This is a genomic window from Mesorhizobium sp. CA13, assembly GCF_020165235.1.
Classification (GTDB): domain Bacteria; phylum Pseudomonadota; class Alphaproteobacteria; order Rhizobiales; family Rhizobiaceae; genus Mesorhizobium.
Window position 1 is genome coordinate 191935 of sequence record NZ_JAIUHS010000012.1, and the last position, 12832, is coordinate 204766.

Consider the following 12832-nt stretch of genomic DNA (forward strand, 5'->3'; position numbering starts at 1 on the left):
GCGGCATGGTCGACCAGTCGATCGCCGGGCCGGCGGAAAGGAAGATGGCCAGCGACGGTGACCGTTCCGGGCGCGCCCGTCTGGTCATCGCGCTCGCCTGCGTCATGCTTGCGGCAGCGGTATTGCTGTCGCTGACCTCCGGCGCCTCGGATGCGTCCGCCGTCAAGGTCGTCGGCGACTGGCTGTTCGGCGCAGCGCCCGGCGACGCGGCGATGAGCGCGCGAGATCGCCTCATCGTCTATGACATAAGGCTGCCGCGCGTCGTGCTCGGCGTGCTGATCGGGGCCGCCCTCGCGGTGTCCGGCGCGGTCATGCAGGGGCTGTTCCGCAATCCGCTTGCCGACCCCGGACTTATAGGCGTTTCGGCGGGCTCCAGCCTCGGCGCGGTCGCCGTCATCGTGCTCGGCGCGACCGTGCTGTCCCCGGTGACCGCCTGGTTGGGCACGCTGGCCCTTCCTCTGGCGGCCTTCTGCGGCGGGTTGTCGGTGACGCTGCTGCTCTACAGGGTCGCGACGCGGCAGGGCCGCACATCCGTCGCCACCATGCTGCTTGCCGGCCTCGCGCTGGCCGCGCTTGCCATGGCGCTGACAGGCATCCTGATCTTCATGGCCGACGACCGGCAACTGCGCGACCTGACCTTCTGGCAACTCGGCTCGCTGGCCGGAGCGACATGGCAGAAGATCGGCTCAGTCGGGCCCGTCATCGCGCTTTCGCTGGCGGCGATGCCTTTCCTGGCGCGCGGCCTCAATGCGCTGGCGCTGGGCGAGGCGACCGCCGGCCATCTCGGCATTCCGGTGCAGCGGCTTAAGTACACGGCCATCGTCGGCGCCTCGGCGGCGGTCGGCGCGTCCGTCGCGGTCAGCGGCGGTATCGGTTTCGTCGGCATCGTGGTGCCGCATCTGCTGCGCCTGCTGATCGGCCCCGACAATCGCTATCTGCTGCCGGCCTCGGCGCTGCTCGGCGCCTCGCTGCTGCTTTTGGCCGACGCTGTCGCGCGCACCATTGTTGCGCCCGCAGAACTGCCGATCGGCATCGTCACGGCGATCGCCGGGGCGCCGTTCTTCCTCTGGATCCTGCTGCGCAAGCGCGGCGTCATCGACCTTTAGGGGTGTTTCATGATCGAAGCGCGCGATGTTTCGGTGGCGATCGGCAGGAAAGGCATCGTCGCCGGCGTCGATTTCGAGGTCAGGCCGGGTGAGATTTCGGCCATTGTCGGGCCCAATGGATCGGGCAAGACGACCTTCCTCAAGGCGCTGTCGGGGGAACTCCCGCATACTGGCCGGATTGCCATCGACGGCCGCGAACTCTCGACCATGACGCCAGTCGAGGCGGCGACGCTGCGCGCGGTGCTGCCGCAGGCGACGACCCTGTCGTTTCCCTTCACCGTGCGCGAGATTGTCAGGCTCGGCCTTGTCGGAGGCCGCTCGGGTGTGCGGCCGGGCGAGGACGAACGCCTGCCGGAACGGGCATTGGCACGTGTCGACCTCGCCGGTTTCGCCGGCCGCTTCTACCAGGAGCTTTCCGGCGGCGAGCAGCAGCGCGTTCAACTCGCCCGGGTGCTGTGCCAGGTCTGGGCGCCGATGCTCGACGGCAAGCCGCGCTATCTGTTCCTGGACGAGCCGGTGTCCAGCCTCGACATCAAGCACCAACTGATCATCATGAACATCGCCCGCGACTTCGCCAGAAGGGGGGGCGGCGTGATCGCCATCCTGCATGACCTCAACCTGACGGCGATGTATGCCGACCGTATTTTCGTCATGCACCGCGGCCGGCTTGCCGCCACCGGTTCGCCGCAGGATGTGCTGAGCGACGATCTGATCGAAAGGGTGTTCGGTTGCCGCTTGAGAGTCGGAGTCCTGCCGGCCGGCAATACGCCGTTCGTGCTGCCGCAATCAGCGGTCAGTTGATATTCAGGCGAGCGCAAATAGCCTAATCTCGACCTGCCGAGCAATATCGCGATGTGGTCAGGCCGCCGGTGCGCGGCGCTCCAGCATGTCGATGCCGAGCAGGCTGCGCACGTTCGGACGCGCCGCCACGAGATCGGCGATCGTGTAGCGGGCGAGCACGGCGAAGAAGGCGTTGAGCGCTTCGCGCAACGCCGAATTGAGCGCGCAGCTGTCGACCAATGGGCATTCCGCGGCGTCGTTCTCGAAGCACTCTGCCATGGCGAAGCTTTCCTCCGTCACGCGCACGACGTCGAACAGGCTGATCGATTCCGCGGCACGGCCAAGCCTGACGCCGCCATTGCGGCCGCGCACCGTCTCGACAAGGCCATTCTCGACCAGCGGCTGGAGGATCTTGAACAGGAAAAGCTCCGACACCGAATACGCGGCGGCGATCTCGGGGATGCGGCTCAGCCGATCGGTATTGGCGGCGCAATACATCAGGATGCGCATGGCATAATTGGTCTGGCGGGTAAGCCGCATCTTGTCCTCACAAAGCGCTGGCGAGCTGCGATCACGCCAGATTTTGAACTTTGCTGGTGCGGCATTGCTCCGAGCTTCCGGATTCACCGCACTGGCCTCTGCGGAATATGGCCTATACCTTGGAATAATTCCAGACTAGCTTCGCATATAGCTGAATATTCTCGTCAACTTTGTGTGCGCAACGCAGCAAGACGCGGCCGATTCGGCTGTCACGCGCATTTCCTCGGGCGAAATACCAGAGCGGTCCAGCGTCTGGCAGAATGGCCGACCGCTCCAACTCTTTGTTTTCACGCAATTCCCTTGGGAAAGCGCCACGCGTTTTTCCCGGGAACACCATTACACACCCTTTCCTGGAATGCTCTAATGGGTCCGAAATTGACGAGGAGCGGCTCCGACATGTCACAACCCGCCACGGCCGTGGCTTCCGCCGGATATGATGCCGACTCGCATGCCAAGCTTGCCATGCTGCGGCGGACCAAATTCGTCGCCACGGCGGCGCTTGCGCTTTGCGTCGCCGTGTTCGCCCTGGCCAAGTCCTTCGAGGGCACACATCCATGGCTCGGCTTCGTCGCCGCCTTTGCCGAGGCGGCGACCATTGGCGGCCTGGCCGACTGGTATGCGGTGGTCGCGTTATTCAAGCGGCCTCTCGGTCTGCCGATCCCGCACACGGCAATCATCCCCGAGAACCAGAACCGCATCGCCGACAATCTCGGCCGTTTCATCGAAGTCAATTTCCTTGCCCCCGAGCCGGTGCGCGAAAAGCTGGCCGAGGTCGATTTCTCGGCGCTTGTCGCCGACTGGCTGGCCGATTCCGAGCGCGCCGAGGGCCTGTCGCGTTTCGTCGTGCGGCTGATTCCGCAGACACTTGCCGCCGTCGAGCAATCGGGGCTGCGCGGCTTCGTCACCAGCCGAATGCTGGAACAGATCGAAAAAGTGCCGCTGGCGCCCCTGGCGGCCGAATTGCTCTCGGCCCTGACCGACGATCGCCGTCACCAGAGGCTGTTCGATGAGTTCATCAAGGTGATCGGCCGATTCCTCAACGATGAACAGGCGCTAACGACCATGCGCGAAAAGATCCGCGAGGAACTGCCGTCGCTGTTCAACCTGTTCCGGGCCGACGCCTATCTCCTGAAGAAGATCGTCGCCTCGGCCGGTTCGCTGCTCGACGAGGTGAGAGCGGATCCCGACCACCCGATGCGCGCCGAATTCGACCGTTTCGCGCAGGGCTTCGTCGACCGGCTGAGAACGTCGAAGCAATATGCAAGGCGCGCCGAGAAGCTGAAGCGCGATTTCCTCGCCAGGCCGGAAGTCAAGGCGCTGGCCGGCGACATGTGGGAAAGTCTCAGCCTGTTCATCGAGCAGGATGCCAAAGCGCCGCAATCGATCATCCGTGCGCATCTTGCCAACATGTTCGCCGAGGTCGGCAGGCATCTGGCCGGAGACGCCAAGATCAGGGCCGACATGAACCAGGGATTCGTGGTGGCGCTGTCCTCTTTCGTCGAGAGCCAGAAGAGCGGCGTATCGAAATTCATCGCCGACCAGGTCAAGCGCTGGGACCTGGCGCAACTGACGCGGTTGATCGAGATGAACATCGGCCGGGACCTGCAATATATCCGCTTCAACGGCATGATCATCGGCGGTCTGGCCGGCATCGCGCTTTACACCGCGGAGCGGCTGTTTCTCGTCAATTGACGGGCGCACGCCATGCCCTATTCTCATGGGGCCGGGCATCAGCAGTCGCGGCAACAGGGGAGCAGATGAGCGTGGCCAAACGACCGGATTCCGATTCCTTCACGGACATGTTCGGCCGGTTCGGCCGTGACCTGAAACTGCCCAATGTCGATGTCGAGGCGATCCTCGCGCACCACCGCAAGAACCTCGAAGCGTTGGAGAAATCGGCGCGGGCAAGTGCCGCCGGCGCGTCGTCGCTGTTTTCCAGGCAACGCGAGATGCTTCAGGACACGCTGCGCGAAATCGCCGACATGACGCAAAGCTACAGAGCGCCGGGCACGCCGCAGGACCTGATGGCCAAACAGACTGAGTTCGCCAGGAAATCCTTCGAGACCACGCTGAAGAATGCCAGCGAAGTGGCCGAGCTGGCCAGGAAATCCGGCACCGAATCGGTCGACATCCTCCGCATGCGCATCAAGGAGGCGATGGAGGAAATCCGCGCCGGCTTCGAGAAGAAGTAGCTCGCGTGCCAAAGACTGATTGCCTGCCAGCCCTGCGCTCGGCGAAGGTTGTTCACATGCTCTCTCATCGGCCCGCCACGCTGTTGCACCGGGCAAATACGGCTTGACGCGATGCCAGGATTCACGTCGATCCTGGGGGAACGGAATCATGCAGGGCGAATTGACAGGAGCCGCCGGTTCGTGGTCCGGAAGCGTTGGAAGCCATCGGGAAAACAGGAATGACCGAAATACGGCCTAAGACGCCGCCGACCTACGAGCAGTTGAGGACGATGTCCGGGCAGGAGCTCGGCGTCTCGGAATGGACGACAGTCGACCAGAACCGTATCAACCAGTTCGCCGAATGCACCGGCGACCATCAGTGGATCCATGTCGACCCCGAACGGGCGCGGCGACAAAGCCCATTCCGCACGACGATCGCGCATGGCTACCTGACGCTGTCGATCATCGGCGCGCTGGCGCTCGGCATGGGAATCGTGCCCGAGAACACGCAGGCCGCCTTCAACTACGGCTTCGACAAGGTGCGTTTCCTGGCGCCGGTCAAGGTGGGCGCACGCATCCGGCTGCGCACCACGCTGCTGTCCATGGAGGACAGGGGGCCGGGCCAATACCTGATGAAGGCCGCCAACACCGTCGAGATCGAAGGCGAGGAAAAGCCGGCGCTGACGGCCGAGACGCTGGTCATGCTCTATGAGCGCCGCAAGCGGGCAGGGCCTGAACGGGAGTCCGTCAGGCCCCTGAATTGATCTTTGTCAGGGTTCTTTGCCTGCCGGCTCGGCAAAAGGCTGAGCGCGCATTTCGGGCGCAGCGCGGCCGACGGCGCGAGCCGAAACCAGCGCCAGCACCAGCGCCGCCAGCGTCAGGGCCGTTGCTGTCTGGAAGGTCACCTGCATTCCGCTGGCCGCCGACGCTGACGTCAGCATGCCTTGGCCGATGCCTTCGCGTCCTCCGGCTGATGCGGCGGCGAATATGGCGCCCATGACGGAGGCGCCCGTAATGAGGCCAAGGTTGCGCGACAGGTTGAGCAGGCCGGAGATGACGCCGCGTTGACCGGCGCCAACGCTGCTCATGACGGCGGCATTGTTCGCCGTCTGGAACAAGGCATAGCCGAAGCAGGTGACGGTGATGGGGACGACATAGCTGGCGATGCCGAGTGCCGTCATTGCCAGGGACAGGAGGAACGTGCCCGTGGCGAGGCCAAGCAGGCCCGCGACCATCATCCTTTTGGCTCCGAAGCGGTCGGCAAGGCGTCCGGCCAGCAACGCCGACAGTGCAGAGACCAGCGGGCCTATCGCGAGCACCAGTCCGACGTTTGCCGGGTCCAGTCCGAGCCCGCGCGAGAGATAGAACGGCGCGACCACCAAGGTCGCCATCATCACGGTGGCGACGATCAGGTTCATGGCCAGGCTGGCGCTCAGCGAGAGATCACGGAAGGCGGAAAGCTCGACCAATGGGTTTTTCGCCATCCTTTGCGCCGTGGCGAACAGGAAGATGCCGATGCCACCCGCGATCAGCAGGCCGATATTGATGAGCCCGAAACTGCCTCTACCCAGTGTCATCGCCAGCGCGTAAGCCGCCAATGCCAGGGCCAGCAGGCCCGTGCCCAAACCATCGAAGCCGGCTTGACCGGTCCGCGTCATCCGATTGCCGGCAGGCAAAGCGCGCCAGGCCATGGCAAAGGTCAGGACGCCGAGCGGCACGTTGACCAGGAAGATCGAACGCCAGCCGAGAGCGGCGATCAGCAGGCCGCCCAAGGAAGGGCCGAGCGTGGTGCCGATGGCCGACATGGCGCCCAGCAGGCCCATGGCGCTGCCGGTTCTGGCCTTGCTCACCGTCTCGGCGACAAAGGCCAATGTCAACGCCATCATCAGCGCCGCGCCAAGCCCTTGCACCGCCCGCGCCGCGATCAGCAGCCACAAAGCCGGCGAGAGGCCGCAGAGCACCGACGCCGATGTGAACAGCGCGATGCCGAAAAGCAGCAGCGGCCGCCGCCCGAGCATATCGGCGAGGCGCCCGGCACTGACGATCAGAATGGTGATCGCGAGCAGATAGGCGAGCACGACCCATTGTACCTGTTGGAACGAAGCGTCGAATGCCTGCATCAGCGAGGGAAGGCCGACACTGGCGATGCTGGTGCCCAGCGACGACAGCAGCGTGGCCAGCGACAGGCTCGCCAGCGCCCACCCAGCCGATCCTCTCTGTTGCGGCGCTGATATCAGCACATCCCGATCCTGCTCCGCGATTGCCATGGCGATCTCCTTTCTGCCCACTCCGGAAACCGGAGCCGCCAGAGATCTAATCTTGCGGCTGATATGGCGGAAGACGCAGCATTTGCATGATATCAGTGCATTGAACGCCACATCATGTTATAATCCGCCGATGACATCGCCCGATCTCAACCTGCTCGTTGCCCTTGATGTCCTGCTGGCCGAAGGCAGTGTGGCGCGTGCCGCGATGCGGTTGCGGCTCAGCCCCTCGGCGATGAGCCGCACGCTGGCGCGGCTGCGCGCGGCGACGGGAGATCCGCTGCTGGTGCGCGCCGGTCGCGGCCTGGTCCCAACGCCACGCGCGCAGGAACTGCGCCAAAAGGTCGGCCGTGTGGTTCAGGATGCGGAAACGCTGCTGCGCCCGGCCAGGCTGCTCGATCTGCCGGGCCTGGAGAGGACCTTCACGCTGCGCACCAATGAAAGCTTCGTCGAGGAGTTCGGACCGCGGCTGATCGCCCGCATCGAGACCGACGCGCCGGGCGTAAGGCTGCGTTTCGCGCCGAAGCCGGAGAAAGATATGGCGTCGCTACGCGAAGCGGCGATCGATTTGGAAATAGGCGTGGCCGGTGAAAGCGGGCCGGAGGTGCGCATCCAGGCGCTTTTTCGCGACCGTTTCATCGGCGCCGTGCGCAACGACCACCCGCTGGGCCAGGGCGCGATGACGCCGGAACGCTATGCGGCAGGCCGTCACATCAACGTCTCGCGGCGGGGCCGCGAAAGAGGACCGATCGATGAGGCCTTGAGCCGGCTCGGATTGCAACGGACAGTCGTGTGCATGGCTTCCGGTTTTTCGGCCGCACTCGCCATGGCGCGCGCCTCGGACCTGATCGCCAGCGTGCCCGAGCGGCATACGCAAGGCGCGCGCGCCGGCATGCAGAGCTTCTCGCTGCCGGTCGACATCCCGGCGGTCACCATTTCCATGCTCTGGCATCCGCGGCTCGATGCCGATCCGGCGCAGCGCTGGCTGCGCAGTTGCGTGCGCGAGATTTGCATGAAGTCCTGATCGCGCAAGCCTCGCCGCGGCCTTCAGCGCGGCATGGCAGCCTCCAGCGTCCTGAAGATTCGCTCGTCTTCGCACTGGGCAACGTTGAAGCGCAGGAAGCGGCTGGCCGATTGCGACAGGCTGAACGCGTTGCCGGGCGCCAGCACGACATTGGCCGCAAGCGCGCGGCGGGCGACCTCGGCTGCGTCCACTGCATCCGGCAGGCTGCACCAGAGGAACAGGCCGGCGGGCTGCTCGATCCAGGGTGTGATGCCGATCTCCTTCAGCCGGGCGCCGGTCTCGCCCATGGCACGCGAAAGCCGGGCGCGCAGCAGGTCCATATGCTTGCGATAGCTGCCATCCCTGAGCAGGGACAGCACCAATTCGGCCGCGAGCCGCCCGCCGCCGAAGGTGGTGGCGATCTTGAGGTCGGCCAGCCCTTCCATCCAGTCAGGGGGCGCGGCGATGAAGCCGCAGCGTATCGAGGCCGAAAGCGTCTTGGAGAAACTGCCGATATGGACGACACGCTCGAGACCGTCGAAAGCCGCGAGCCTTGGGGCAGGGGCGTGTTCGAAATCGGCGAAGATATCGTCCTCGACGATGGTCAGGTCCGATTGATCGGCGAGCTTGAGCAGCCGGTGCGCGATGACCGGCGACAGGATCGCGCCGGTCGGGTTGTGGATGGCGGAGTTGGTGATGTAGAGGCGCGGCCGATGCTCGGCCAGCGCCTGCGCGAACAAGTCGATATCCGGCCCCGATGGCGTATAGGGGACGCTGACGACCTTGGCCTGATGGGCGCGCAACAGCGCGTGGAAATTGAAATAGCAGGGATCGTCGACCAGCACCGTATCGCCGGGTTCGAGCAGGAACCGGCACAGGAGATCGATGGCCTGCGTGCCCGATTCCGTCAGCATGATCTGTTCGGGGGAAGCCTCGATGCCATGCGTGGCCATGCGCCGCGCCAGCAATTGGCGCAGCGGCGGCAACCCGAGCGGCGTGCCGTAGTCGGCGAGCGCCACATCATCGGCGCGCGCCACCGTGCGCAGCGCGCGGCGCAGCGCCGCCTGCGGCATCCACGACGCGGGCAGCCAGCCGCAGCCGGGCTTCAGCATATCGTCGCCCGCTTCCAGCGACTGCCGCGAAACCCAGAGCGGATCGACGGCGCGGTCGAGCCGGGGACCGATCTCGGCCAGCGACAACGGCGCCAGCGATCCGGCGGCATAGAAGCCGGAGCCTGGCCGGGAACGGATCGCGCCTTCCGCAGCCAGGCGTTCATAGGCCTCGACCACCGTGGATTTGGAAACCTGCATGGATTTCGCGAAGGCGCGGATCGAGGGCAATTGGGCGCCGGGCGTGAGGCTACGCGCGGCAATTCGCTGGCGGATGGTGGACATGATGCCTTCGACAAGGGTTCCGCTGTTGTCGACTCTCGCTGATTCGTCCATCTGTACCTTCCGACAAACCATGACAGTTTTGTTGAATTGTACTGCATTGTCTCTGGTCGCGCCATGGGTATGGGCCCGATAGAGGGCGCAATGGATGGATTGCCTGCAATGGACAAGACGACGAGCGGCTGGATGAGCGGATTCATCGGCGTGTTGATTTTCAGCGGCTCCCTGCCGGCAACGCGCGTGGCGGTGATGGATTTCGATCCGACGTTCCTGACGTCGGCGCGCGCGGTGATAGCAGCCTTGCTTGGCCTCGCGTTGCTGCTCGTGTTCCGCGAGAAGCGCCCGGAGCGTCATGACGTGATGTCGCTTGTCATCGTCGCATTGGGTGTGGTGGTCGGCTTTCCCTTGCTGACAGCACTGGCGCTGAAGCATGTCACCTCTGCCCACTCCATCATCTTCGTCGGCCTGCTGCCGCTGGCGACCGCGATCTTCGGCGTGCTGCGCGGGGGCGAAAGGCCGAGGCCGGCCTTCTGGCTGTTCTCATGCCTCGGCAGCGCGCTGGTGGGCGGGTTTGCCCTTGCGCAGGGCGTGACGGCCTCGCCGGTTGGCGATGCACTGATGCTCGCCGCCATCGTCGTTTGCGGCCTGGGCTACGCAGAAGGCGCCGCGCTGTCGCGCAGGCTCGGCGGCTGGCAGGTGATCTGCTGGGCGCTGGTGCTGTCACTGCCGGTCATGCTGGTGCTGACCGTGGCAACCCTGCCATCGTCCTTCGCTACGGTCGGGATCAATGCCTGGATCGGGCTTGCCTATGTCTCGCTGTTCAGCATGCTGATCGGCTTCGTGTTCTGGTACCGCGGCCTCGCGCAGGGGGGTATCGCCGCCGTGGGGCAGTTGCAACTGCTGCAGCCTTTCTTTGGCCTCGCGCTGGCGGCGACACTGCTGCATGAGCAGGTCAGCCCTCTTATGGTCGTCATCACGCTCGGCGTGGTGCTGTGCGTGTTCGGCGCCAAAAAGTTTGCCAAGCGGGATTTGTCACGGCGCGCGACCAGCGCCGCTGGCTAAAACTTCGTCACCACGCCGATGCCGATGCCTTCGAAGCCGCCCATCGCCATCAGCGCGGCCGGCGCTTCCTCAAGGCTGATCTTCTTGCCGACCAGCAGCTCGGGTTTCAGCTTGCCGGTGCGGATCATCTCCATCATCGCGGGGTATCGGTAGGCCTGCATGCCGTGGCTGCCGAGGATTTCGAGCTCGAAGGCGATCACCTTGTCCATCGGAACCTGCGGGCGGGCGTGATCGCCCAGCATCAGGCCGACCTGCACATGGCGGCCGCGCCGACGCAGATTGGCGATCGAATTGAACGATGTCGTGGGGTGGCCGAGCGCATCCATGGACATGTGCACGCCGCCATTGGTAATCTGCTTGACCGCCTTGACGACGTTCGGGGTCGTCGCCGCGTTGATGGTCGCCACCGCGCCGATCTTCCTGGCGAAGTCCAGCTTCTCTTCGGTGAGGTCGATTGCAATCACGTTGGCGCCCATGGCGCTGGCGATCATGATCGCCGACAGGCCGACGCCGCCGCAGCCATGCACCGCCACCCATTCGCCCGGCGTCACCCGGCCCTGGTCGACGATGGCGCGGAACGAGGTGACGAAGCGGCAGCCGAGGCTGGCGGCAGTGGCGAATTCCATCTCGTCGGGCAGGCGCACGAGATTGGTGTCGGCGTGCTCGATGGCGACATATTCGGCGAACGAGCCCCAGGCGTTGAAGCCCGGTTGGGACTGATGCTCGCAGACCTGGTGATTGCCGGACGTACATTCGAAACAATGGCCGCAGCCGACGGCGAACGGGACGGTGACGCGCTCGCCAGCCTTCCAGCGGGTCACCTGCTTGCCGGCGGCTACCACGACGCCGGCCAGTTCGTGACCGGGGACATGCGGCAAGCGGATATCGGCGTCATGGCCCATCCAGCCGTGCCAATCGCTGCGGCACAGACCTGTCGCCTCGACCTTGATGACGACGCCGTCCGGGGCCGGCTTCGGATCGGGAACGGTCTGGATCGTCGGCGCTTCGCCGAATTTTTCGAAGACGACGGCTTTCATCGGCAACTCCACCTTGCGCGCACTTCGGGAAACGATAGCCGATTCCCTGGCCGGTCAAGCGGAAATCGATTCCGCCAGACAAGTCGGCCCTTTGCGCATGCGCCGAGGGTGACGCTGCGCGTCGCCGAATGAAGGTTACTCGGCATCGATCTGGTTCTGCGGCGCGGCTTTCTGAAAGGCCGGCAGGGCCATGCAGGCGGCATTGATGCGCGAGATCGTCGGGTAGGGCGCCATATCGACGCCGAAACGGGCATTGCTGGTGACCTGTGCCGCCAGGCAGATATCGGCCAGCCCCGGCGTGTCGCCGTGGCAGAACGTGCCGGTCTCGGGCGAAGCCATCAGCAGGCCTTCGAGTGGCTTGAAACCCTCTTTGACCCAGTGCCGGAACCAGTTGGCGACATCCTCGTCGCCGGCGCCGAACAGGGTTCGCAGCGCGGTCAGGATACGCAAATTGTTCACCGGATGGATATCGCAGGCAATCATCTGCGCCAGCATCCTGACGCGGGCGCGCCCAACTGCGTCCTTCGGCAGCAGAGGCGGTTCGGGCTTCGTCTCGTCGAGGAATTCGATGATCGCCAGCGATTGCGTCAGCAGCGTCCCGTCGCCCAGGATCAGCGCCGGCACCAACCCTTGGGGATTCACCGCAAGATAGGCCGGTTCGAGATGTTCGCCATGGCGCAGGTGATGCGGCACGTAGTCATAGGTCAGCCCCTTCATCTCCAGCGCAATCCGCACCCGGTAGGAGGTGGAGGAGCGGTAGTAGTTGTGAAGGACGATGTCGCTCATGCACTCACCGATTTGGCGGGCCGATGGTCACTTCGATCGTGCCGATGCCGTCGACGCCGCCGGTCATCGTCTCGCCAGGCTTGACCGCGCCGACACCGGCCGGCGTGCCGGTGAAGATGAGGTCGCCTGGCTGCAATTCCATGCCTTCGCTGCAGATCGAGACGATGTCGGAGATCGGCCAGATCAACTCGGCGAGATCGGCGTCCTGCCGGACTTTGCCGTCGACGGCCAGCCAGATACGGCCCTGGCTCGGATGGCCGGATTTTTGCGCGGGAACCAGAGGACCACACGGCGCGGAGCGGTCGAAAGCCTTCGACCAGTCCCATGGCCGCGCCGCTTTCTTGGCTTCGTCCTGGAGATCGCGGCGGGTGAGGTCGATGCCGACGGCATAGCCCCAGACATGATCCAGCGCCTGGGCGCGCGGGATGCGGAAGCCCGGCTTGCCGATCGCGGCCACCAGTTCGATCTCATGGTGCAGGTTGGTCGTCAGGGGCGGGTAGGGGACCGTGGCGCCGGAGTCTGCCACCGCATCGGCCGGCTTGGTGAAGAAGAAGGGTGGATCGCGCTCGTCATTGCCGAACTCCCTGATATGCGCCGCGTAATTGCGCCCGACGCAGAAGATGCGGCGCACCGCAAAGCGCTCGCTCGAGCCGGCCACTGCGACCGAGGGCGTTGGGGGGGCGGGGAGGACA

General features: G+C 65.0%; 13 protein-coding genes. 7 read left to right on the forward strand and 6 right to left on the reverse strand.

What is annotated here, in order from left to right; all coding sequences use genetic code 11:
* The first annotated feature begins 5 nt into the window (after positions 1-5).
* Both LB566_RS24320 and LB566_RS24325 read left to right on the forward strand, forming a co-directional pair.
* Positions 6-1106: a FecCD family ABC transporter permease gene (locus tag LB566_RS24320; RefSeq protein ID WP_224628011.1), complete on the forward strand. Its 1101-nt coding sequence runs from the start codon at positions 6-8 to the stop codon at positions 1104-1106.
* 9 nt (positions 1107-1115) lie between these two features.
* Positions 1116-1907: a heme ABC transporter ATP-binding protein gene (locus LB566_RS24325; RefSeq protein WP_224628013.1), complete on the forward strand. Its 792-nt coding sequence runs from the start codon at positions 1116-1118 to the stop codon at positions 1905-1907.
* Between the two features lie 57 nt (positions 1908-1964).
* On the opposite strand, the gene rirA is transcribed toward LB566_RS24325, so the two are convergent.
* Positions 1965-2426, reverse strand: a complete 462-nt coding sequence (gene rirA / locus LB566_RS24330; RefSeq protein ID WP_140551413.1) for an iron-responsive transcriptional regulator RirA — start codon at positions 2424-2426, stop codon at positions 1965-1967.
* Positions 2427-2822: 396 nt separating this feature from the next.
* On the opposite strand from rirA, the gene LB566_RS24335 reads away from it, so the two are divergent.
* The 3 genes from LB566_RS24335 to LB566_RS24345 all read left to right on the forward strand — a co-directional run bounded on the left by LB566_RS24335 (position 2823) and on the right by LB566_RS24345 (position 5361).
* On the forward strand, positions 2823-4118 hold the full coding sequence (locus LB566_RS24335) for a DUF445 domain-containing protein (protein ID WP_224628015.1): 1296 nt from the start codon (positions 2823-2825) through the stop codon (positions 4116-4118).
* Positions 4119-4189: 71 nt separating this feature from the next.
* Positions 4190-4618: a phasin family protein gene (locus tag LB566_RS24340; protein WP_140551540.1), complete on the forward strand. Its 429-nt coding sequence runs from the start codon at positions 4190-4192 to the stop codon at positions 4616-4618.
* 218 nt (positions 4619-4836) lie between these two features.
* Positions 4837-5361, forward strand: a complete 525-nt coding sequence (locus LB566_RS24345) for a MaoC family dehydratase (protein WP_224628017.1) — start codon at positions 4837-4839, stop codon at positions 5359-5361.
* A 6-nt stretch (positions 5362-5367) separates the two neighbouring features.
* Here LB566_RS24345 and LB566_RS24350 read toward each other — a convergent pair whose 3' ends face one another.
* On the reverse strand, positions 5368-6864 hold the full coding sequence (locus tag LB566_RS24350) for an MFS transporter (RefSeq protein WP_224628019.1): 1497 nt from the start codon (positions 6862-6864) through the stop codon (positions 5368-5370).
* A gap of 130 nt (positions 6865-6994) precedes the next feature.
* Here LB566_RS24350 and LB566_RS24355 point away from each other — a divergent pair, with 130 nt between their 5' ends.
* The gene (locus LB566_RS24355; protein ID WP_224628021.1) at positions 6995-7885 is read left to right on the forward strand and encodes a LysR family transcriptional regulator; all 891 of its coding nucleotides are present in this window, start codon (positions 6995-6997) and stop codon (positions 7883-7885) included.
* A gap of 23 nt (positions 7886-7908) precedes the next feature.
* Here the strand turns inward: LB566_RS24355 and LB566_RS24360 are convergent, their stop codons facing one another.
* A complete protein-coding gene (locus tag LB566_RS24360; RefSeq protein WP_224628023.1) occupies positions 7909-9309 on the reverse strand; it encodes a PLP-dependent aminotransferase family protein in 1401 nt (466 codons plus the stop codon).
* A gap of 108 nt (positions 9310-9417) precedes the next feature.
* Between LB566_RS24360 and LB566_RS24365 the strand changes: the two genes are divergently transcribed.
* Entirely contained in the window at positions 9418-10317 is a 900-nt protein-coding gene (locus LB566_RS24365; protein WP_224628025.1) for a DMT family transporter, read from the forward strand.
* Here the strand turns inward: LB566_RS24365 and LB566_RS24370 are convergent.
* From LB566_RS24370 to LB566_RS24380, 3 genes are all read right to left on the reverse strand, one after another.
* Positions 10314-11354: a zinc-dependent alcohol dehydrogenase family protein gene (locus LB566_RS24370; protein ID WP_140495721.1), complete on the reverse strand. Its 1041-nt coding sequence runs from the start codon at positions 11352-11354 to the stop codon at positions 10314-10316. The two genes, LB566_RS24365 and LB566_RS24370, sit on opposite strands and share 4 nt — an antisense overlap.
* Positions 11355-11489: 135 nt before the next feature.
* Entirely contained in the window at positions 11490-12140 is a 651-nt protein-coding gene (gene maiA / locus LB566_RS24375; RefSeq protein ID WP_224628027.1) for a maleylacetoacetate isomerase, read from the reverse strand.
* A 4-nt stretch (positions 12141-12144) separates the two neighbouring features.
* The coding region (locus tag LB566_RS24380; protein ID WP_224628029.1) for a fumarylacetoacetate hydrolase family protein at positions 12145-12832 on the reverse strand (688 nt) is incomplete at its 5' end.